The 21,979-nt window shown below is 53.9% G+C and carries 24 protein-coding genes; all 24 read right to left on the bottom strand.

The genetic code is table 11. From position 1 onward, the window contains the following. Positions 1–25: 25 nt before the first annotated feature. The gene (locus BLW59_RS05220) at positions 26–1,729 is read right to left on the bottom strand and encodes a DUF342 domain-containing protein (protein ID WP_074696745.1); all 1,704 of its coding nucleotides are present in this window, start codon (positions 1,727–1,729) and stop codon (positions 26–28) included. An 85-nt stretch (positions 1,730–1,814) separates the two neighbouring features. Continuing rightward, the gene (locus BLW59_RS05215; RefSeq protein WP_029545619.1) at positions 1,815–2,573 is read right to left on the bottom strand and encodes a FliA/WhiG family RNA polymerase sigma factor; all 759 of its coding nucleotides are present in this window, start codon (positions 2,571–2,573) and stop codon (positions 1,815–1,817) included. 44 nt (positions 2,574–2,617) lie between these two features. Further along, positions 2,618–2,974 (bottom strand): hypothetical protein, encoded by a 357-nt coding sequence (locus tag BLW59_RS05210; RefSeq protein WP_139283550.1) that lies wholly within the window; start codon positions 2,972–2,974, stop codon positions 2,618–2,620. Between the two features lie 20 nt (positions 2,975–2,994). Then, the gene (locus BLW59_RS05205; RefSeq protein ID WP_029545623.1) at positions 2,995–3,480 is read right to left on the bottom strand and encodes a chemotaxis protein CheD; all 486 of its coding nucleotides are present in this window, start codon (positions 3,478–3,480) and stop codon (positions 2,995–2,997) included. 1 nt (position 3,481) lies between these two features. Next, positions 3,482–4,096, bottom strand: a complete 615-nt coding sequence (locus BLW59_RS05200; protein WP_029545624.1) for a chemotaxis protein CheC — start codon at positions 4,094–4,096, stop codon at positions 3,482–3,484. 57 nt (positions 4,097–4,153) lie between these two features. Continuing rightward, positions 4,154–4,621, bottom strand: coding sequence for a chemotaxis protein CheW (locus tag BLW59_RS05195; protein ID WP_029545626.1), 468 nt, complete (start codon positions 4,619–4,621; stop codon positions 4,154–4,156). Between the two features lie 14 nt (positions 4,622–4,635). After that, positions 4,636–6,759, bottom strand: a complete 2,124-nt coding sequence (locus BLW59_RS05190) for a chemotaxis protein CheA (protein ID WP_029545627.1) — start codon at positions 6,757–6,759, stop codon at positions 4,636–4,638. Between the two features lie 21 nt (positions 6,760–6,780). Further along, a complete protein-coding gene (locus tag BLW59_RS05185) occupies positions 6,781–7,983 on the bottom strand; it encodes a protein-glutamate methylesterase/protein-glutamine glutaminase (protein WP_074696743.1) in 1,203 nt (400 codons plus the stop codon). Between the two features lie 66 nt (positions 7,984–8,049). Beyond that, on the bottom strand, positions 8,050–8,736 hold the full coding sequence (locus BLW59_RS05180) for a flagellar brake protein (RefSeq protein ID WP_074696741.1): 687 nt from the start codon (positions 8,734–8,736) through the stop codon (positions 8,050–8,052). A gap of 18 nt (positions 8,737–8,754) precedes the next feature. Next, positions 8,755–9,669 carry a MinD/ParA family protein gene (locus BLW59_RS05175; protein ID WP_074696739.1) on the bottom strand — a complete coding sequence of 305 codons (915 nt, stop codon included), beginning with the start codon at positions 9,667–9,669 and terminating at the stop codon, positions 8,755–8,757. Position 9,670: 1 nt separating this feature from the next. Beyond that, the gene (flhF, locus tag BLW59_RS05170; RefSeq protein ID WP_074696737.1) at positions 9,671–11,041 is read right to left on the bottom strand and encodes a flagellar biosynthesis protein FlhF; all 1,371 of its coding nucleotides are present in this window, start codon (positions 11,039–11,041) and stop codon (positions 9,671–9,673) included. Between the two features lies 1 nt (position 11,042). Continuing rightward, the gene (gene flhA / locus BLW59_RS05165) at positions 11,043–13,124 is read right to left on the bottom strand and encodes a flagellar biosynthesis protein FlhA (RefSeq protein WP_074696735.1); all 2,082 of its coding nucleotides are present in this window, start codon (positions 13,122–13,124) and stop codon (positions 11,043–11,045) included. A 42-nt stretch (positions 13,125–13,166) separates the two neighbouring features. Continuing rightward, positions 13,167–14,315, bottom strand: coding sequence for a flagellar biosynthesis protein FlhB (flhB, locus tag BLW59_RS05160; protein WP_413778179.1), 1,149 nt, complete (start codon positions 14,313–14,315; stop codon positions 13,167–13,169). Continuing rightward, on the bottom strand, positions 14,278–15,060 hold the full coding sequence (gene fliR, locus BLW59_RS05155; RefSeq protein WP_029545640.1) for a flagellar biosynthetic protein FliR: 783 nt from the start codon (positions 15,058–15,060) through the stop codon (positions 14,278–14,280). Before fliR ends, flhB begins: the two co-directional genes overlap by 38 nt. 23 nt (positions 15,061–15,083) lie before the next feature. Then, positions 15,084–15,353, bottom strand: coding sequence for a flagellar biosynthesis protein FliQ (gene fliQ, locus BLW59_RS05150; RefSeq protein ID WP_029545642.1), 270 nt, complete (start codon positions 15,351–15,353; stop codon positions 15,084–15,086). Positions 15,354–15,365: 12 nt separating this feature from the next. Then, entirely contained in the window at positions 15,366–16,109 is a 744-nt protein-coding gene (gene fliP / locus BLW59_RS05145; RefSeq protein ID WP_037377218.1) for a flagellar type III secretion system pore protein FliP, read from the bottom strand. A 45-nt stretch (positions 16,110–16,154) separates the two neighbouring features. After that, on the bottom strand, positions 16,155–16,676 hold the full coding sequence (gene fliO / locus BLW59_RS05140; RefSeq protein WP_029545646.1) for a flagellar biosynthetic protein FliO: 522 nt from the start codon (positions 16,674–16,676) through the stop codon (positions 16,155–16,157). Beyond that, entirely contained in the window at positions 16,676–17,038 is a 363-nt protein-coding gene (locus BLW59_RS05135; RefSeq protein WP_014423701.1) for a response regulator, read from the bottom strand. Before BLW59_RS05135 ends, fliO begins: the two co-directional genes overlap by 1 nt. 116 nt (positions 17,039–17,154) lie before the next feature. Then, positions 17,155–18,435, bottom strand: coding sequence for a flagellar motor switch phosphatase FliY (gene fliY, locus BLW59_RS05130; protein WP_029545648.1), 1,281 nt, complete (start codon positions 18,433–18,435; stop codon positions 17,155–17,157). Next, positions 18,428–19,450 carry a flagellar motor switch protein FliM gene (gene fliM, locus BLW59_RS05125; protein WP_029545649.1) on the bottom strand — a complete coding sequence of 341 codons (1,023 nt, stop codon included), beginning with the start codon at positions 19,448–19,450 and terminating at the stop codon, positions 18,428–18,430. The genes fliY and fliM overlap by 8 nt, the downstream gene beginning before the upstream one ends. A gap of 34 nt (positions 19,451–19,484) precedes the next feature. Next, positions 19,485–19,988, bottom strand: coding sequence for a flagellar basal body-associated FliL family protein (locus BLW59_RS05120; protein WP_029545651.1), 504 nt, complete (start codon positions 19,986–19,988; stop codon positions 19,485–19,487). A 38-nt stretch (positions 19,989–20,026) separates the two neighbouring features. Beyond that, positions 20,027–20,224, bottom strand: coding sequence for a flagellar FlbD family protein (locus BLW59_RS05115; RefSeq protein WP_029545653.1), 198 nt, complete (start codon positions 20,222–20,224; stop codon positions 20,027–20,029). Positions 20,225–20,419: 195 nt separating this feature from the next. Further along, positions 20,420–20,953 carry a flagellar hook capping FlgD N-terminal domain-containing protein gene (locus BLW59_RS05110; protein WP_074696731.1) on the bottom strand — a complete coding sequence of 178 codons (534 nt, stop codon included), beginning with the start codon at positions 20,951–20,953 and terminating at the stop codon, positions 20,420–20,422. A gap of 14 nt (positions 20,954–20,967) precedes the next feature. Next, positions 20,968–21,771 (bottom strand): flagellar hook-length control protein FliK, encoded by an 804-nt coding sequence (locus BLW59_RS05105; RefSeq protein ID WP_318258341.1) that lies wholly within the window; start codon positions 21,769–21,771, stop codon positions 20,968–20,970. Positions 21,772–21,979 lie beyond the last annotated feature (208 nt).

Genomic DNA, 21,979 nt, shown 5'->3' with positions numbered 1-21,979 from the left:
CTCCCCCCTCTCTTTCTTAAGAAACTCAGCCGTCATAAAGCCCTACCGTAACTTCATCTTCCTGCACCGTCAGGGTACAGCGCTGAAGCTCTGACTGTATGTTCTTCTTCAAGGAATTTATGGTGATCCGCACCCCCGGGTAAATGATAGAAGAAGCCGATACCTTACCGTTCTTCATATGGGAAAGCTCCTCCGCCATGGCAGCAATCTCCGCCTCCTGCCGCTTGAGCTTGCCCACCAAAGGGAACTGGGAGCGGGTCAGGGAATTTATCTGCTCCACCCGCTGAGGCGGCAGCTTGCTCACATCAATCTTGGAAAGGGTGTTGAGCATCTGGGTTATTTCCGTAAGACGCTTCTTGGTTTCCTTGTACTCATTGCAGGCATGATTATACTTGTTCTGCAGCGTAGGGTCTATGCCCACGGAAATATTGGTGACCACGCAGGCCTGATTGCCTATGACATTGGCCCTGATCTCCTCTCCGGCAGCTGCCAGCCCACCGGTAATCTGTCCCCGGCGGTCCTCCACATAGATATGCCTGCCTGCCCTGATGTTTGAGTGCAGGGACACATCAGAAATGTATATGTCCTGCCCCGCCTCAATCCTGGCGTTTTCTGCAAAAGACACCCGCACATCCGCATCAGCAGTCACCTGTCCACGTCCCATGCCGTTGACCCCGCCGCTGACAAAGACGTTGCGGCCATGCACGTCGCCGCCGCTGACCACGCCGCCAATCTCGATGTCGCCGGTTGCCTTGACCATGAAGCCGGCTTCCACATTGCCCTTGATTTCCACACTGCCGTCAAAGTCAATATTGCCAGTCCCCACACCTACACTGCTCTTTATGACCAAATGCGGGTCTATGGCAATCTTGTTCTTGCTGTCCACAATCTGCCCGTCAATGGCAGCTATCACCGTATTCTCCCCCTGCTGGGCAGTCCCCTTGCCTAAGGGCAGGGGCAGAGGACGGCCATTCCTGGCCATGACTTCAGCTCCCAGCACATTCCTGCCCGGCACACCCTGGGTCTGGGGAATGCGCACTGCCAGCACATCACCCTTTTTCACCAGCACGAAAAGATTCAGGTTCTTGTAATCCACCCGGTCATACTTGTCTATGACAGGACGCCCCTTGACACCCAGGTCAAATTTTCTCTCAATGACAGCATTCTCTCCATGCTGGGGCGGCACCCCTTGGGCTGCCACAAATGGATTGAGGGCCTGCGCCCCCTTCTTGATGGCATTCAGGTTGATGCCAAAAACTACCTTCTTGGCCTCCAGCGCCTCCTGTATATCACTGACAGAACGCAGCCCCTTGCCCTTGCGGGTGTCAAAGCGCACAGTTGCCTGCATGCGGTCACGGCTGATCTCCACAATGATATCTGCCGGTATAGCCGCTAGGGCCGCCTCCTCCTCAGAGAGCGGGGCCTCCTCTGCAGCCTCACCTTCAGGCTTTTTCTCACCTTCCAGCAAAGCCTTCATTTCCTCGGGGGACAAAAAGGAATCTGAAAGCTTGTGGGCTTCACCTGAGGACTCCCTGACTATGCGGGCAAGGCTCACCACATCATAGTCCACTACGCCGCACTCCTGGAGTATCTGCCGGATATCTGACAGCTCAAAGAGGATTCCGTTGGAATCCGGGAAAATAGTGATGTAAACACCTGTTTCCCTGAATTCCAGCAAATAACCGGCTCCTGCCCCGCCAACGGGGGAGCGCAGCTCCTTCTCAGCCATGATTCCCAGCCCCCTCTATCCTAAGACGCCCTTTCATGCTGACATGAAAGGGCATAATCTCAATCTGAAGCACCCCTGTGCCTATCTATACCAAGCTGGCCTTCATGCGGGAAAGATACCCCCGCATCCTGAATACTGCCTTGGTGTGCAACTGCGAAATGCGCGCCTCGGAAAGCTCCATGACCAGGCTTATTTCTTTCAAAGTCATTTCTTCATAATAATAAAGAGCTACTACCTTCTTTTCCTTTTCCGGAAGTCTCTGTATGGCCTGAGCCAGAGTTTCCCTGAGTTCCTGCTTTTCCAGCTTCTCCACGGGCTCAGGGTCTGCCCCGCCAGGCATATCTGCCCGCAGGTAATCGTCCAGTGGAATCACCGTAGCGGCACTGATCTGGCTCTCCAGATTCTGGAGCTCCTTGACGGTCAGCCCCATCTCTCCCGCCAGATCCTCATCTGTGGCAGAACGGCCCAGACGGCTTTCCACTTCCAGCACCGCCTGCTCATAGCGGCGGATTTTCTGCCGCATAGTCACGGGCACCCAGTCCTTGGAGCGCAGATAGTCCAGCATGGCTCCACGGACCCTGACACCTGCATAAGTCTCGAACTTGTTCTTGCGATCCGGCTCAAACCTGTCAATGGCATCTATCAGGCCAAAAAAGCCACTGCTTAAGAGATCGTCCCTATCCACATGGCTGGGCAGGCTGATGGCAAGCCGCCCGGCAACGACCTTAACCAGCGGCAGGTAATACTCTGCCAGTTCATTGCGCAGGGCGCTGTCCTTGCTTTTTTTATAACGCCTCCAAAGAGACTCCAGCTGCACTTCAGTCAAGGTCTCATTCAAGGCCATAGGCGCCACCTCCCCACTGCCTCCCTAAGCTGACCAGCATATTATCAAGGGGGCTCAACACGATTAAGGTTCTCCGGGGAAAAAGGCGTAAAGCCTCCTTCCTCCGTGACCTCCTCAGCAGGTGCACCTGTCTCCTCCTCCTGACCGCCCTCCTCATCTTCAGGAGAGCCTTCTTCCGGCTTCCCATCAAGGGAGGCCAGCACGAGATTTTTGTCAAAATCCGCCCATTCCTTGGCTTCAAGGACAAATGCCACCAAATAACTCAAAAGCCCTGCCAGCAGAAAGCCCAACAGGCTCCGCAAAAAGGCGGTAGCGAGGGTCACATCTGCCAAGAGGCCCGCCAGGCCGATGGCAAAAGCTGCCACCAGCCCAAAGGCCAGGGCCAAGCATAACTTGAACAATGAGCCTCACCACCCGCCTCTTAAATCACTGCTTCACCCTTGTTGACCGTCTTGACTATATAGCTGCCATCCTCAAGATTGATGGAAACCGTACGGCCATAGGTGCCGCCAGTATCTTCGGCAATCAGCCTTATCCCCAGGTCCTTCAGCATTTTCTTGGAAGCCTCAGCATTCCTGGCTCCCACCCGCATGACATCCGTAGCATTGGCAAAGGCAAACATCTGGGCACCACCGGCGATCTTGGCTACCAGCCGGGACTTGGAAGCCCCCAAAGCCAGTACATCCTTCAGCAAAAGTGGCAGACCAGTATCTGCGAACTTGGCAGGATTATCGGTGCCCCTGGCCTGGGTGCTGTCAGGCAGCATGATGTGCAGGAGGCCGCCCACCTTGAGCTGGGGGTCATAGAGAGAAATTCCTATGCAGGACCCCAAGCCATAGCTGATAATGGTGGCGGGAGCTTTGCCTACCTTGTAGTCTGCCATGCCCACTCGAATCAGTTCTGGCATATCACTCAACTCCTACTGCAGATATTATCGTCTCCAATGAACCAGGATCCGGCACCAGGAAGAAGTGCCCGTTGATACCGTCATCCTCAGAAAGGAATTCTGTCTCAATAACCAGGGCCTGGTCACCCATCTGGCCCAACTGCACCAGCACCACATTCAGGATAGCACCTGCCATGTCCATAGCCAGAGCCGGGATGGAGGGAAGCATAGCCAGCTGGGTGAAGGTGAAGAAGGCATTGAGGTAAGCACCTGCCAGAATATTGCCGATTTCCATGAGTGCAGACTCATCCATGAAGTCCAGTTTGGTGGTAGTGCCCTGAGGACGCCCCATCAAAGTGTCAACCAGATAAAAAGCACTGTTCTTGGGCAGAAGGAAGAGGATATTGCCCGGAGCCTTGCCATAAACCCGGAGGAAAACCCCCACCACAATGGCATCAGGTCCTCCTACCAGATCAGGTACAGCTTCCAGAGGCACCAGAGCCACCTTGGGCACATTCATATCAATGCGGCGGTTGATGACCTGGGACAGGGCGGTGGCGGAATTGCCCGCCCCGATATTGCCTATTTCTTTTAGCGCATCAAGTTGCGCCGGGGACAGATCGAGTTCATCATTCATATTCTGACACCTCGCTGTGTGAACTGCTTCGCGGCTTCAAAATTCCAGTTTTCCGGGTTACTTGCCATCCTTTGGCAGCCCTACAATCTCCTCCAGGTTCAGCATGATGATAAGCCGGCCTTCTACATTGCCTATGCCAGAAAGGAACCTGGTATCCTTGGCGTTGATAGCCTTCTTGGTATCCACGGGCTTGGCCTCGATGGTCATGACCTCTGTCACTGCGTCCACCAGCATGCCCACATGCAAATCGTCCACCGTCACGGTAACGATACGGGTGCTGTCGGTGTAAGGAGTCTCAGCCAATCCCAGGCGCTGCTTAAGGTCAATGACCGGCAGCACAGAACCGCGGAGATTGATGACCCCTTTGATGAATTCAGCAGCAAAGGGCACTCTGGTAATATCAGTCAGATTACGGATTTCCTGTACATTTAGGATGCTTACACCATACTCCTCGTCATGGAGCTTGAATGCCACAACCTGCAATCCTTCCTGGACTTCGTTCTTGGTCGTATCTTCGTTTGCCATCTTAGTTGCCCTCCTTACTGCATCATGGTAGCCACATCGAGGATCAGTGCCACACGGCCATCACCCAGGACGGTAGCGCCGGAGAACATCTTCAGTCCGGCAAAGAGGTTGCCCAGGGTCTTGATAACAATTTCCTGTTGGCCAATGAGGTTGTCCACCACAATGCCGGCCTTGGCTTCGCCTGCATGCACCACCACCACGAAGATTTCGTCGTAGTCCTTCACATGAGGTACCTGCAGCAGTTCGCCCATACGGATGATGGGGATGATCTCCCCGCGCAGGACAATGACTTCCTTGTTCTGCACCGTCTGGATATCCGTTTCCTGGATGTTGATGGTGCTGTCGATGGAGCCAAGGGGAATAGCGTACATCTCTTCCTGTACCTTCACCAGCATGGCCTGGATGATAGCCAGGGTCAGGGGCAGCTTGATCTTGAAGACAGAGCCTTCATCCACATGGGTTTCAACATCCACATGGCCGGACAGTGACTCAATCTTGCTGCGCACCACATCCATGCCCACGCCGCGGCCGGAAATATCGGAAATCTGCTCGGCAGTAGAGAAACCAGGCAGGAAAATCAGGCGTACAGCATCTGCATCGTCCAGTTTGTCTGCTTCCTCCTGAGAAATCATGCCCTTTTCCACGGCCTTCTTGCGGATCTTGTCCGCATTGATGCCGGCACCATCATCGGTGACCATGATGACCACGTTGTTGCCTTCGTGGCGGGCGATGAGGCCAACCTCACCTGTGCGGGGCTTGCCCTTGGCCTCGCGGTCATCCGGGTGCTCCACGCCATGATCCAGGGAGTTTCTGAGGAGGTGCATGATGGGATCGCCGATTTCATCGATAACGGTACGATCCAGTTCTGTTTCCTCACCCTCGATGGTAAGGTTGATTTCCTTGTTGAGTTCCTTGGAAACGTCGCGAACCATGCGGGGGAAGCGGTTGAACACGGCACTTACCGGCACCATGCGCACCTTCATGACTATGTTCTGCAGATCCGTAGTGACGCGGTCCATCTGCTCCAGCGTCTCGGTGAGTTCTGTGAGCCTGTGAGTCTGGCCAATCTGCTCCAGACGAACCTTGTTGATTACCAGCTCGCCCATGAGGTTCATGAGAGTATCGAGTTTCTCGATATCCACGCGGACGCTCTGGCTCTGATGAGCCTTCTTCTGAGCGGAGGCGGCTGCAGGAGCTGCTGCCTTGGGCGGTGCCTTCTTGGCGGCAGGTGCAGGAGGAGCTGCTGCAGGAGGCGGTGCTGCCGCCGCTGCAGGCGCAGGAGCAGGTGCCGCTGCTGCGGCAGGAGCAGGTGCTGCTGCAGGCGCAGCTGCCTTATCGGGATCAACCAGCTCCACCACAATCTTATCGATTTCAGAAATGGTGGTCAGAGCTTCCTCCACCACCTTGGGCTCAGAGCCGCTGACCATGAGAATGTCAAAGCTCTGCTCGAATTTTTCCTGCTCCAGTTCTTCAGCAGGAGGCACTGTCTTGATCACATCTCCTAGTTCATCCAGGGCATTCATGACCATGTAAGAACGGGCTGACTTCAAAAGGCAGGTATCAGAGAGGGTCACCTGAATATGGATTCCCTGCAGGCCCCCTTCCTTGGCCTGGCGGATCATATTCTTGTCAGTCTCACTGAGCTGCAAAGCTGCCTCAGCTGCAGAAGGTGCTGCTGCAGGCGCAGGGGCAGGAGCTGCTGCTGCCGGTGCCGCCGCTGCCGGTGTTTCAGCAGCTGCCGGTGCCGGCGCGCCATCGCCTTTGGAAATGGAAGAAAGCTTGCTGACCAGGTCAGATACGTCAATCAGGTCTTCCGGGTCTCCATTGCCCACATTGTCAACCATCTGCTCCAAGGAGTCCAGGCATTTGAACAGCGTATCAACGATGTCCTCAGTGAGCTTGATCTGCTCTTTGCGGATAAGGTCCAGTACATCCTCCATCTCATGGGTCAGCTCAGCAATCTTATTGAAGCCCATGGTGGCAGACATACCCTTCAGGGTATGAGCGTTGCGGAATATCTCATTAACAACGGAAATGTCTTCGGAGTTCTCCTCCAGTACCAGCAGGCCGTCATTAAGAGACTGCAAATGTTCATGGGATTCATCCAAGAACATATCCATGTACTGATTCGTTTCCATTTGTATTCCCCCTATTTAATCTTATCGCTTCACAGCCTCTACAATGGCCTGGGCTATATTCTGCACCGGCTTTATCTCATCTGCCAGCCCTGCATCCACTACGGCTTTGGGCATGCCGTAAACCACGCAGGTTGGTTCATCCTGGGCTATGCTGTAGCCGCCGGCCTTCTTTATCTCCCTCATGCCATCACAGCCATCACAGCCCATGCCAGTCATTATGACTGCCACCAGCTTGCGCCCCAGGCTGGCTACGGAAGAAAACATCACATTCACAGCCGGGCGATGGTTGCCCACAGGCGGATCCTGTCCCAGGACTATCTGGGTGCCGTTCTTGATGCGCAAGTGATAATTTCCTGGCGCTATGTAAACCATGCCAGGTTTTATGCCCTCGCCATCCTCCGCTTCTTTCACAGCAATGTCGGAAATGGCATTGAGCCGGTCAGCCAGGGCTTTTGTAAAACCTGCAGGCATGTGCTGCACTACCACCACCCCGCAGGGCAGATTGCCCGGAAGTCTGGTAATCACATTCTGGAGAGCCTGCGGACCGCCTGTAGAGGTGCCTATGACCACCAGCTTCTCTGCTCCCCTGCCCATACTGGTCATGGGCACAGCGGATGGCTTGCTGGGGGGTACAGGCGGATTGGCATTGCGTTTCAGCAGGGGATTATTGCGCTTGGCATAAGTATTTGCCGGAGTCGCAGGCTCCGGAGGCTTCACTGCCCCGCGGTCCGGCGGCTTATGCCCCTGCCGCAAGGGGAGCTGTATGCGCTTCATAACCGGCGGCCCGGGAGGTGCTGATGACCTCGCAGGTACAGAGGGGTTTTTCCTGGCATGAGCCTTGGCCGCTGCCCGGCACTTTTCCAGGATTTCACCGGTTATGCCGTCAATGCGCGAAATGGAACCTCCAGCCTTGCTGATGAAATCCACCGCTCCCAGGGCCAGAGCCTTCACTGTCTGCTCCGTCCCCTTCTGGGTGAGGCTTGAGAGCATGACCACGGGAATGGGATGCTCCTTCATGATTATATCCAGAGCCTCCAATCCGTCCATGACGGGCATATTCACATCCAAAGTCACCAGGTCGGGAGAAAGCTCCCTGACCTTTTCCACGGTTTCCTGACCATTGCGGGCTGTGCCAGCCACTTCAAAGTCCGGCTGTGATGCAAACATGTCCGCTAAGACTTTTCGCATGAACGCCGAATCATCGGCGATCAACACACGGATCATCTGGCTCACCTCACCTATCAGTTCACAGTAACCTCTCGGTCTGCAAATAGCAGCATGGATTATTTCTTATTTTCTCAGCCAGCTGGCCCGATTGATGCGCTCCCGCTGGACTGTGAAAAGATAACGCACTATTCTGTTGACGTCAGCCCTGGGCAGATGCCCAAAGCTCACCCCCACATGGTACCTGGGATAGACAGCCTTGGGGTTGACCACCTTGCACTTGCGGGCTCTGCCCAGAATCGCCAGAGTGCCAACCTCGGGGATGCTGTTTATCTCCAGGGCCACCTGAAGCCCGGGCTCCACAGCCTCGCCAATCTCAAAGCTCAAGCCGCTGCCGCTGAGGTCAAGCATGCGCACGCGCTTCCTGGCTCCGATGGAGCCATCACTGCCAATCAGGCGCACCTCCAGCGGAAGCTCCACACTTACCCGTACAAAAGCACGATTCTGGGAATGTTCCACCTTTTCAGGCAAAGAAGTGTGCCAAAGGGAAACCTTTCCTCTGGTTTCCTGTTTCAGGAAAGTGACAGCGAATTGATACTCACTGTTTTTTACCTGCACCAGTCCCTTGAAAGTCACCTGGGGCACCAAGGCCAGGGGCATGCCGGACGGGTCCACAGGGGTAGCCACCTGAAGCTCCTTCTCTGACACAGAGATAAGGTAGCTCTGGTAACGGTCCCCTTCCTCGTCCAGATAGAATTCCACCTTCTGGCCCGCTCTCAAAACTTCCCCTGTTCTTAATAATTCGCCCGCCATAAAAAAGTTCCTCCATAGTTAGTGCGAAAAATTAAAAATTTGCTGTAAAAATCCTCTCCACCCCTTCTTTACGGTCATTTTGCTGCCGTAAAGCACACTGGAGGCAAGTCCCTTGATACATCTGGAGGCAGTACCTGAGGGATTTGTCACCAAAAAGGGTTTCTGACTGCGCACTGCCTTCATGACCCCCGGGTCCTCAAAGATATAACCCAGGCACTCCAAGGGAAGATGCAGGAAACGCTCGGAGGTCTGCTGCAGCTTGGCCACCACCTCACGGCTTTCGGATTCATCATAGACCCTGTTCACCACCAGCTTCAGGCTGGGGGCAGAGGCGTACATGCTGTAGGCCTTCATCACTGCATAAGCATCAGTGAGGGCCGTGGGCTCTGGAGTGGTGACCAGCAGCACCTCATCTGCTGCCAGGATGAATTCCATGACGTTCTTCCCAAGACCTGCCCCCGTGTCCACCAGGATGATGTCCGCTATCTGGCCGCAGCCCGTAAGCTTCTGCATGAGCCGCTGGCGTTCCTCAAAGGTGAAATCAGCCGCCTTCTCAATGCCGGAGCCCCCGGAGATATAATCCACGCCATAGGGGCCATGCACCAGCACATCCTCAAGCTCCACCCCTTCTTCCAGGAGGTTCAGCAGATGCGTGCGGGAAAGGCTGCCCAGGACTACGTCCACATTGGCCATGCCCAGATCCGCATCAATGAGCAGCACCCTGAGACCTGCTTCCTTGAGGGCAATGGCCAGGTTAACAGACAAGTTGGTCTTGCCCACACCGCCCTTGCCGCTGGTGATGGCGATGACCCGCACGTTGTCGGAGTTTGCAGTTTTTCTTTTTTGGGGAGAAAGCATCTGTTCCTCCCTGATGTCTTCTGGCAGCGGGCTTCCTCCCACCAGCTGCCTCAATCTAGTCGCTTGATCTGCCATATCAAACCCTCAACAATAGCCGGGCCAATTCTGCAGGGGTGGCGGGGATGATATCGTCCGGCACGCTCTGCCCATTGGTCAAAAAGGAAATCGCAATCTCTCTCTTGCTAAGCAGGTTCAAGATAAGCCCCACGCTGCTGGTCTCATCAGTCTTGGTGAAAATCACCCGGTCAGGCCTGCACACAGAAAACTTTTCCAGAATGTCTTCTGCATCCCTCTCCTTGGTAGTGGCACTCATGACCAGATGCTTTTCGATGCGGCCATCCACAGCCAGGAAGTCCTGAAGCTCCTTCATCTGATAATCATTGTGCTGGCTACGGCCTGCGGTATCTATAAGCACCAGGTCCTTATCCTTGTGCTTGTGTATGGCTACCTTCAGTTCATCAGGAGAATATACGATCTCCAAAGGCAGGCCGATGATATCTGAATAGGTCTTTAACTGCTCCACCGCAGAAATGCGGTAAGTATCGGCGGTAATAAGGGCCGCCTTGACTCCCTTTTCCAGCACGAAGCGAGCCGCAATCTTGGCAAGGGTAGTGGTCTTGCCCACCCCTGTGGCACCGATGAGGGATACGATGCGCACCCCGTGACGATTCAGCTGGATTCCCTCTGAGAAATTGACCACCTTGTCCAGATAATCTGCCAGGATATCCTTGGCCTTGGGGTCAAGGCAGTTCACCAGGGTATCGCCTGCGGCAGATTTGGCAGCCATATCCCGGAGGATTTCTTCCTCTACCTCCTGATTCCTCAAGGCCTCCTGCAGGGAAATCTCATCCTGAGGCATATCCTTGCTCATGACCTGGGCCAGCAGGGTCTTCATCTGGGAAAGCTCTGCCTCCAGCTTCTGTATCTTTTCTGTATCTTCCTGCTTTGACTGTTGCATATGTGTTTCTGCCGCTTTCTCATCAGGCTCTTTTTCCCGCGCTTCTTCCTCTGCCCCCGGAAGCAGCTCCATGGGCAGCACTGCCTCAGCAGCGGTGCCGGCGTCCACTTCCTGGCTGGCAGGACGAGGCTCGAAACTTGGCATTTCCAAAGGAGGAGACACTATATCCACCCCCGCCTGGGTGCCATTTGTCTTGTACTGATTGAGTATATTGGCCGGGAATACAGGCATGGGACGCTCCCCAGCCCGTGTCTGGGGAGCATTTTCCTCCACCGTCTCCACTGCCTTGGGAGCGCGTTTTCCCTGTCCCTTGGCAGGTGCATCTTCTATGGCTGCCGTCACTTCCACCACATCCTTGCTGTGATAACCCAGGAAACCACCCTCTCGGTATTTCTTGGTGTGCAGGATGACTGCGTCACGGCCTAATTCATTTTTTACTTCTTCCATGGCTTCCTTCATGGAAGGAGCCTTCACAACTTTGATCTGCACCTTAGATCTTCACCACCCCTAAAATCTGTATCTCAACACTTTGCTCTATTTCTGCATGGGAAAGGACGATAAGTCCCGGCACGGAACGCTCCACCAGCTTGCGGAAGTAAAGCCTTACGGCAGGGCTGGTGAGGACGATGGGCTGATAGCCCATATTGGTAAGCTTCTGGAGCTCTGTATCCAGTGACTGCAGGAGCCTCTGCATGGAATCCGGATCCAGGCTCACATAGGAGCCATGGTCCGTGCGCTGCACGCCGCCGGCTATCCTGTTCTCCAACGCCGGATCCAAAGTCACGCAGGGCAGGATCCCATTCTGCACATTGGCCTGGGTAAGGGAACGGGCCATGGCGTGACGTACATACTCCGTGAGAATCTCCGTATCCTTGGTGGCATGTCCATAGTCTGCCAACACCTCCATGATGGTAGCCATATCCCTGATGGAGATACGCTCCCTGAGGAGGTTTGCCAGCACCTTCTGAACGTCGCCCACACTGAGAAGGTCCGGCACCACCTCGTCCACCAAAGACTGGTTGGATTTCTTGAGGTTGTCGATGAGGTTCTGGGTTTCCTGACGACCCAGGATCTCATCGGCATGCTGCTTGATGACCTCTGTGAGGTGAGTGGCCAGCACTGACACGGCATCCACCACTGTGTAGCCGTTGAGCTCTGCCTGCTCCCGCTCGCTCTCAGGAATCCAAAGTGCAGGCAGGCCGAAGGCCGGCTCCACGGTCTCGATACCCGGCACTTCCTCAAAGACAGTGCCGGAATTCATAGCCAGGTAATGGTCAAGCATCAATTCGCCCTTGGCTATCTCAATGCCCTTCAATTTGATGATGTAGGCATTGGGCTTGATCTGGATGTTGTCGCGGATGCGGATAGTAGGCACCACCAAACCAAGTTCCAAAGCGCACTGGCGGCGGATCATGACAATGCGGTCCAGCAGGTCGCCGCCCTGTCCCGTATCCACCAGCGGAATCAGGCTGTAGCCGATTTCCAGCTCCATGGGATCCACCTGCAGCAGAGAAACGATGTTCTCCGGCGTGGTGGCCTCCTTCTTGGCCTGGGCCTTTTTCTCCACCTTCTTGGTTTCCACCTTCACCTCATGGCTCTTCTTCAGATTGTAACCTATGAACGCACAGAGAAGAGAAAGAGCCATAAAGGGCACGCCTGGCAGGCCTGGCACCAGCGCCAGGAACACCAGCACGCCGCAGAGGATGAAGAAAATACGCTCATTGCGGAACATCTGGTTCACCAGATCGCTGCCCAGGTTCCCCTCCGCAGCAGAACGGGTGACGATAAGACCAGTAGCCGTGGAAATCAGGAGCGCCGGTATCTGGCTCACCAGCCCCTCACCTACTGTCAACAGGGTGTAAGTCTGGAGCGCCTGTGAAGCTTCCAGCCCCCGCTGCAGCATGCCGATGACAAAACCGCCGGAAATATTGATGAACATGATGATGATAGCGGCAATGGCATCGCCCTTGACAAACTTGGAAGCACCGTCCATGGCGCCAAAGAAATCCGATTCCCGCTGAATCTTCTCGCGGCGGATCTTGGCCTCAGCGTCGGTGATGGCCCCCTGATTGAGGTCTGCATCAATGGACATCTGCTTGCCGGGCATAGCATCCAAAGTGAAGCGGGCGGAAACCTCTGCCACGCGCTCGGAGCCCTTGGTGATGACGATGAAGTTGATAACCACCAAAATGATGAATACTATGAAACCTACTACTGCATTACCACCGACAACGAAGTTGCCGAAAGCTGTGATGACCTCTCCTGCATAACCATCCAACAGAATGAGACGGGTGGAAGATATATTCAGTGCCAGGCGGAACAACGTGGTAATGAGCAAGAGTGACGGGAAAATAGATAAGTCCAGCGCCTCCACATTGTAAATGGCGGACATGACCACCAGGAGGGCAATGGTAATATTAAGGCACAGCAAGAGATCCAAAAGGAGGGTGGGCAATGGAATGATCATCATGATGACGATGGTCACGATGGCCACTGCTATGAGGACATCGCTGTATTTCTGTATGAGGGAACCGCCTTTCAGGGGGTCCGCCGCAGCACTTGGTGCAGCCATGTTCTCACCTCCCCATGCCTTTCACGTAAAATTTCAAAAAAATCATGCCCTTTTGCGGTGCTTGAGCCTGTAGACATAAGCCAGCACTTCTGCCACAGCCTGGTAAAGCTCCTGGGGCACCGAGTCCCCGATTTCCGTGCTGGCAAAGAGTGCCCTGGCCAGCGGCTTGTTCTCCACCAGAGGCACGCCGGACTCCCGGCCTATCTCCTTAATGCGTTGGGCTACCAGATCCTGGCCTTTGGCAATGACTCTGGGGGCCACCATACCCTTATGATACTCAAGAGCTACTGCAAAATGAGTAGGGTTGGTGACAATCACATCTGCCTTGGGCACTTCCTGCATCATGCGGGCCATGGCCATCTGGCGCTGTTTCTGCTTGATTTTGCCCTTGATCTGGGGATCACCTTCGGACTGCTTGAACTCATCCTTGACTTCCTGCTTGGTCATCTTGAGGTCCTGGGTGGTCTGCCATTTCTGATAAGCAAGGTCAAGCACGCCCAACACCAGGATAAGTCCACAGACCTTGAAAGCCATGTTGAAAATGATATCCGCAATCTGTCCCAGGCTGTTCTCCAGCCCGAAGAAGATGAATTGCGGCATGGACAGCACGTGGTCAACGAGCACCACATACAAGGCCGCACCAATGACGATGATCTTGAAAATGGACTTTACCATTTCCACCAAAGCCCGTTTGGAAAAAATCCTGCCAAAGCCATTGATAGGATTCAGCTTGTCAAGTTTCGGCTCCATAGCCTCCGTATTGAAGTGCAGCCCAACCTGGAAGAAGTTAATGCCAAGACCTATGAACATGATAGCCAGCATGATGGGAAAAGACGTCTTGGCCAGAAGCTCCACCATGCCCAGAAACAGCTGTATGACAGTTTCAGTATCCACCGTCTGGGCCGGATGGGACAGTATGTATTTGGTATAATCTGCAATGTTCAGGTAGATGGTATCCCAGAGGATCTTCAGCATGAAGAAGCCCATAAGCAGCACAAAAGCCGTATTTAGCTCCTGGCTCTTGCCCACCTGGCCTTTCTTGCGGGCATCCTCACGCTTCTTGGCTGTAGGCTCCTCTGTCTTGTCCCCATCAGCAAAAAGCTGCAGGTCAAAGCGCCATTCCCTGTTCTCTTCCAGAGACATTAGCCATTCCCTATTGCAGGGCCCGCAGGGCAATGCCGATATTGCCATACATTTCATTGAACACCACATCCAAAAAAAGCACATAGAAAGGTATCAGCATCATCAGCATGGAAAGGCCAATCATGATATGCATAGGAAGGCCCACCACGAAGATATTGAGCTGGGGCATGGTACGGGCCAATATCCCCAGTCCCGTATTAGTCAGCAGAATGGAAAAAGTCACGGGCATGGCAATCTTCATGCCCGTCAGGAAAATTCCTGCGGTAAAATCCAAGATTATGATTGGCAGCGACATGCTGGCATCCATGGTCAGGAGCGGCACCCGATGAAAGCTTTCCACCAGGGAGGCAATCACCATGTGATGGCCATTAGTCACCAGAAAGATGATTACGCTCAGATTATAAAGAAAACTTCCGATAAGCGGAATCTGCTGACCGGAAGTTGGATCCATAACGTTTACTATAGCAAACCCCACCTGCATATCCATGATCTTGCCGCCCATGTTAATGGCAGAAAAGCCTATATAGGCCACAAAGCCTATCAGCCAGCCAACGAACATCTCTCCCAGCACTGCCAAAACATACATGGCCACAGTGGCAGGCGGTTCCACAATGCCCAGCTTGTCCACTACAGGAAAAAGCACCAGGGCAAAGGCAAAAGAAGTGCCGGCCCTGAAGTAAATGGGCACGTTCATGCTGCCGAAAAAGGGAGAAATCATGAAAATCCCTGTAATCCTCGTGAGAAGCAGCAGGAATATTGCTGCATGCTCATGGTAAATCTCAAAGAAATCCATCTCACCTTACCCCTTCCGCAGCCTCAGCCGATGTAAAAAGGCAGGTTGACAAAGATATTGGTGACAAATTCCACCATGATGCGCAGCATCCAGGGACCAAAAATAAGAATAGCCACAAACACTGCCACAATCTTGGGGATAAAGGCCAGAGTCTGCTCCTGAATGGAAGTAGTGGCTTGAAAGACACTGACCATAAGGCCGACAATAAGTCCCAATCCCAGCATGGGAGCTGCCACGATGAGAACAACCATCAAAGCCTGCTGTGCAAGCTGGATAACCAAATCCCCGGACATATCGCTCCCCCCTTACTTGAAGCTCATGATAAGGGACTGGATCAGGAGATGCCAGCCATCCACCATGACAAAAAGCAAAATCTTGAAAGGCAGCGAAATCATCACTGGCGGCAGCATCATCATGCCCATGGACATGAGGGTACTGGCCACTATCATGTCAATGACAATGAAGGGAATGTAAATCATGAAGCCCATCTGGAAAGCCGTTTTCAGCTCGCTGATGATAAAGGCGGGAATCAGGGTGAAGGTCGATACATCATCCTGTGAATCAGGACGCGGTGCATCAGCCAGGTTCACAAACAGGGCCAGGTCTGCCTCCCTGGTCTGCTTGAACATGAATACCCGCATGGGCTCCACTACATTCTGCAAAGCCTCTTCCTGGGTAATCTGCCCCGCCAGATATGGCTGCAGCCCCTGCTCATTAGCCTCTCCCCAATAGGGAGCCATGATATAAAAAGTCAAAAACAGAGACAAAGCAATGACCACCTGATTAGGCGGAACATTCTGGGTGGACAGGGCATTGCGGAGAAAACCTATGACCACTACAATCCTCACAAAGGAAGTGGTCATCATGAGAATGGCAGGTGCCAGTGAAACAATGGTCAGCACTGCCATGACCTGCAGGGTAACAGCCACATCCTGAGGACTGTCAGAGGTACCCAGGCCGATATTCACGCTGGGCAGAGGTGCCGCCAATGCTTCAACGGGCTGTCCCAGAATCAGGACCAGTCCCCCAAGCAATCCCAAGGCCTTCAGGCCTCTCACATCTCCCACCCCCAGCTTTTACTAGATATAAGTGCATCATTTGCGAAGGAAAGGCGGTATCTTCTGTGCCAGTCCCGACAGGGAACCCAGTTGCTGGGAGAACATATCCCCGGACAGGCTTATGTCTGAATCCATCCGGCGAAGTTTTTCTATCTCTTCCGAATCTGTGATTTCCCTGAGAAGGGTTATCTCATGCTCCGTAACCCCCAGGAGCAGGAAATATCCTGCCACTTCCACAATGCAGACTGACCTGCCCGGCCCCAGAGGCAGATGGGTCACGATGCGCCCTGCGGAAGTCTTCACAGGCTTCCCAAAATGACCGCCCAGAAATCTGGCTGCCAGATACGCCATACCCACCACGAAGGCAAAAATAACAAAGAGGCTGACCAGATAAGCAGCGGTAGACCACCAAGACATCGCTGCCGGCTGCGGGATACTGGTGTCGTAACCGGACAGATACCCCCCCTGAGCAGCCTCCTCGGCTGCCAGGGCAGGCTCCGTCGCAGCTGCGAACAGCAGCCCCGCCAAACACGCCAGCACATAATATCTCTTGCCCATCAGCCCACTGCTTTGCGGACAGCCTCCAAAACGCGGTCAGCCTGGAACGGCTTGACGATGAAGTCACGCGCACCAGCCTGAATAGCCTCGATAACCATGGCCTGCTGGCCCATTGCACTGCACATGACAATCTTCGCGTTGGGGTCAACCTTTTTGATTTCCTTGACAGCGCTGATGCCGTCCATTTCAGGCATCGTGATGTCCATGGTAACAAGATCCGGCTTCAGTTCCTGGTATTTCTCCAAGGCCTTCATGCCGTTCTCGGCCTCGCCGACGACCTCATAGCCATTCTTAGACAAAATGTCCTTGACCATCATTCTCATGAATGCTGCGTCATCAACGACCAATACTCTTACTGCCATGTTTCATCTCTCCTCACCTTAAAAGAAACTTGGATGTACTTCAAAGCTAGTTTAATTATATAGGAAATTCTGCCTTTAGACAAGGGTCTATCCAAGCCGCACTGCCCTCACGGGGCTTACTGCAGCTTGGCCGCCCTCTCAGCAGGACTTGCTATCTCTGTGATGCGGACACCGAAATTCTCATCGATGACCACCACTTCCCCTTTGGCCAGGAACTTGCCGTTGACCTGGATGTCCACCGGCTCACCAGCCAGCTTGTCCAGCTCCACAATGGAACCGTTGGTAAGTTCCAGCACCTCTTTGATGGACTTGTGGGTCCTGCCCAGCTCAACCGTCACCTTCAGGGGCACATCCAGGATAAGGCCGATATTGGCATCATTTACCTGCACAGGCTCCATATTGAGAGGAACAAAGGCCGCTGGCTGCACTGGCACATTGGCCGCCATCTGCTGCTGGGACATCATGGGAGCGCCATAACCGTAGCCATAACCTCCGCCAGGAGGCATCCCACCGGGTGCCATAGGCGGTGGTGCCGCTGCCATAGCAGGCGGAGCTGCTGCCATAGGCGGTGGTGCTGCCGCCGGAGGCGGAGCTGCTGCCGGGGCAGCTGGCGGCGGTGGAGCAGGTGCCGGCGCAGGTGCCGGATCCACGTTGGCCTCACCATTCATCAGAGACTCTACCATTTCCTTTGCCACATGAACAGGCAGGATCTGCATGATTTCACTATCTATGAGACCATCCACTTCCATGCGGAAGGAAATGCGCACGATGGGGTCATCGTTGCCGATGATTTCCGTGACCTTGTCCTCCGCCCCCAGATCGATAAGATTCACCTTAGGTGGCGAAATATCAATCTTCTTGTTGAACATGGAGGACAGCGACGTGGCCACAGTACCCATCATCTGGTTCATGGACTCGCCCACGGCACTCATCTGTATCTCACCGATATTGGTGTCAGGATTGGTGCCATCGCCTCCCATCATGAGATCTGCTATGATGGCAGCGTCCTGGGCCTGGATAGCCAGCACATTGTTGCCGTCAATGCCTATGGTGTAGCCCACCTCCACAATGAGGTAGGGCATGGGATAATGCTCCTTGATGAGGCTCATGGTGGACACGGACACCGTAGGTGTGGTGATGTTCACCTTGTGGCCCAGCAGCACCGAAAGGGTGGTAGCTGCACTGCCCATGGAGATATTGCCTATCTCCCCCAAAGCGTCTTTCTCTATATCTGACAGCACATCTGCGAACTGAGATGAATCATCAGACCCTGCCTCTGCTGGTCCGCCGCCTCCATCTGCCGACTCTCCCGCTGGTGCATCATCGCCCCCTGCCGGTGGCAAGCCGCCGTTCAAGAGAGCATCTATTTCCTCTTGCGAGATCATATCGTCACTCATTGGCTTCTTCATCTCCTTCGTTCAGGATCTCATCTTCATTGAGTATCCTGGTAATTTGTACCGCCATCTTCTTGCCTGAAGTTCCCGGGCGGCAGAAGAACTTGGCCTTGCGGCCTATCCTGCATTTGAGTTCATCATCCACCTTGGTATCAAGCTGGAGTACATCCCCAAAGCCCAGGGTAAGGAATTCATTGATGGTAATGTTTATATCTCCCATTTCCACCAGGAAGGGCACCCTGGTTCTCTCAATCTTCCGCTGGAGGATTTTCACCTGCTCCGGGTCATCATCCTTGGAAACCGAGGATGCCACCCAGAAAGTAGTTGTGAGCTTGGACATGACAGGTTCCAATACCAGGTATGGTATGCAGATATTCATCATGCCCTCTACCTCCCCCACCTTCATCTGAATGGTGACGATGACCACCATGTCGCTGGGGGGCACAATCTGGGTGAACTGGGGATTGGACTCAGTGGCCTCAAGACTGGGATAGAACTCCACCACATTGGCCCAGGCTTCCTTCAGGTGGGCTGTGGCCTTCTCCACGAAGCGCCTCATGACAGCTTCCTCTATCTCAGTGAGAACACGGGTTTTGATGCCGCTCTTGCCCTCACCGCCAAAGACCCTGTCTATGAAAGCAAAGGCTATTTCCGTGTTCACCTCCATGATGATGTTGCCCTTCAGGGGCGGCACCGCCAGGATGCTGATCACCGAAGGATTGGCCAGAGACTGGACAAATTCCTGGTAAGTCAGCTGCTCCACCGAAGCCACTTCCACATTCACAATGGTGCGAAGATGGGTGGAGAGATAGGTATTAAGAAGCCTTGAGAAACTCTCATGCAGCATGAACAGAGTGCGAATCTGATCCTTGGAAAATTTATCCGGACGCTTGAAGTCATAAGACTTGACTTTTTTCTGTTCTTCGTCTGCCTTGACCTCTTCCGCAGATACTGAACCGTCCGACAAAGCGGACAACAGTTTGTCTATCTCGGATTGGGAAAGTACATCTTCTGCCAATCTTCGCCCTCCTTCCTGCTTTATTTAAGTCAGGTCACTGGAGCAGGAAGCTAGTTATATAGACATCATACACAGAACCTTGCCCTAAACGCTCATTGAGCTCGTCCTTCAGCTTCTTCTTCAGTTCATCCTGCTTGGCAGCGTCAAACTCGTCAAGTTTGGCACTTCTGAGCATCTGCATAGTGGTATCAAGAATCTTGGTCTCAGCCATGGGCTGGAGGACTCCCTCCACGATATTATCCTTCTTGCCAGGATTCATTTCCAGCACGATGCTGGCCTTGAGGAACTTGCCAGCCTTCTGGCCGCCTACATTTACAAGAATTCCCTCCTTGGCATCTCCCAGTTTGATGAAGACTCCCGGGTCATGGTGCTCATTGACTGACTCAGTCTGGGGATTGGACATCATCTTCGTAGTCACGAAGAAGGAAATGCCACCTGCCAGCACAAGGCCTACCAGCACAAGCACTACGACCAATATGATGGGAGATTTCTTTTTTTCTTCTGGCGCAGCTTCTTGTTCTTTTTCTTCGTCAGCCATTTATAAATCCCTCCATTTGAGCACAGCCTGAATATCCATTAGAATTTAAGCGCCTTGCGATACTTCATCACCCGGCGGACGATTTCGTCCATGGGCTCCTCCACAATCAGCTTCTTGCCGTTTAGAAGGGTGATGACTGTGTCCGGCGTCTCTTCCACAGTTTCTATTATTTCGGCATTGAGTACAAATTCTCCTTTTTTATTTGTCTGGGAATTAAATCTTGTGAGTTTTATCATTTTTTGCATCCCCCTGACTTTACGCAATCCCACTGCTCTCCTAAAAGCCCCCTGAGGCTCCTCAGAAATGCTCTTGTCCTGTACTTTTCGTCATAAGCAGGCCATTTCCCTTTTTTTCTTCTCATTTTTCCCATGAAAAAAAGGCAGCCGGCTCTTGCGAGCCTAAAACTGCCCTGCAACCATCTAAAAACATTGTCAGCCGTCGCTTGCTGCTGCCCCCGCCCCTATGCGGGTGATATCGCCTACCTTAACCTGATAGGTCTTGCCACCTTCTTCGGCAATGATAGTGGGACTGCCATCGGAAATGCTGACCCCCGTGACTTTCCCCTCATGCTTCACGGAATCTACCCTCAGATTGCCTTCCTCATCTGTATAGCTGGTGGACTCGCTCCACTGCAAGTCCTGACCAATCATGTGGCTAAGCTGTCCCACCAGCACAGAAGTATCGATGTTGCCCACCAGCTTGGAAACTTCAGACAGTCCGTCTGACACGTTGGTCATCTGCTCAAGGGCAGAGAACTGAGCCAGCTGGGCCAGGTATTCACCGTTATCCTGTGGATCCAGGGGATCCTGATACTGCATCTGGGTCACCAGAAGCTGCAAGAAAGCATCCTTGCCCAAAGCAGAATTATCCTTAACGGTCTGGGCTGCCTTTTCAGCTGCATATTTGGCGGCGTCATAAGTTATGCCATCCACGGTAATGGTATTGAGCGCTGTTGAATCCGACATAATATCCCTCTTCTCTACACGCGGTAATCCACGCCATCATCAGCCACGTTTTCCTGTCCCTGGGCCAGCGCTGCTGCGGCCAAATCATCTGCTTCTTCTGCATAGTCTTCAGGCTTTCTCTCCCCGCTGAATCTTCCCTGGGAGCCCTGCTGCCAGGCCTGCTGTCCCTGTCCCTGAGGCAGCTGCCCATCCGGCAGTCCGGAAAAGACCTCCACGCTGTCCACCTTAAGGCCCTGGTCGCTTAACTCCTGCCGGAGCTGCACAAGGCTGTTTTCGATGATGGTGCGCACCTGGGCATTGTCGCTGTGAAATGATGCTGTCACAGCTCCGCCTTCAGTCACAGAGATCTTCAAGGTGAGGTCACCCAGATGCTCCGGCTTTAAGTGGATCACCATTTCCGTGCTGTCGCCGCTGCGAATCAGCCGGGCCTGCTCCACAATCTGCCTGGGCACCTCAAAGTCTGTCTGGGACTCCGAAGCTGCCTGAGGTGTATCTGCAGGAGCAGCTGCTTCCTGCAGCTGTTGCTGGAAACTGCTTCCCTGCACAGCCCCTGCATTATGCTGCGCAGCCTGAAGAGGAACTGCCCCTTCCTCGTTTTCCACCGGTGCCGCCAGCTGCTGTGCCCTTTCAAAAGACCTGGCACTGTCATCCTGATTCTGCTGGAAGGAACTCTCCCCCTGAGCAGTCTGATTGTGCATTACCCGCAAAGGCTCAAGTTCAGCCTCTGCCTGTTCTGCATGCACCTCACTGCCCAGAAGCACATGCTGCCCCTCCTGTCTCGGCGCCACACTCTCAGCAGCAGAAGATGCCGTCTGCACCTGTGGAATCTCCTGCTGAGACACCTGCTGCGTTGCTTGCTGGAGCTCTGACTGCATTACTTGCGGGGGTACTGGCTGGGCTGCTTGCTGAGGTACCGGCTGCGCTGCTTGCTGGGGCATCTGCTGCGTTGCTTGCTGGGGCGTCTGCTGCGCTGCTTGCTGGGGCATTTGCTGCGCTGCTTGCTGGGGCATCTGCTGCGCTGCTTGC

This window comes from Selenomonas sp. KH1T6 (genome assembly GCF_900108415.1).
In the GTDB taxonomy this organism is placed as follows: Bacteria; Bacillota; Negativicutes; order Selenomonadales; family Selenomonadaceae; genus Selenomonas_B; species Selenomonas_B ruminantium_A.
Note: the sequence above shows the minus strand (reverse complement) of the source record. Positions and strands in the feature narration are given on the sequence as shown.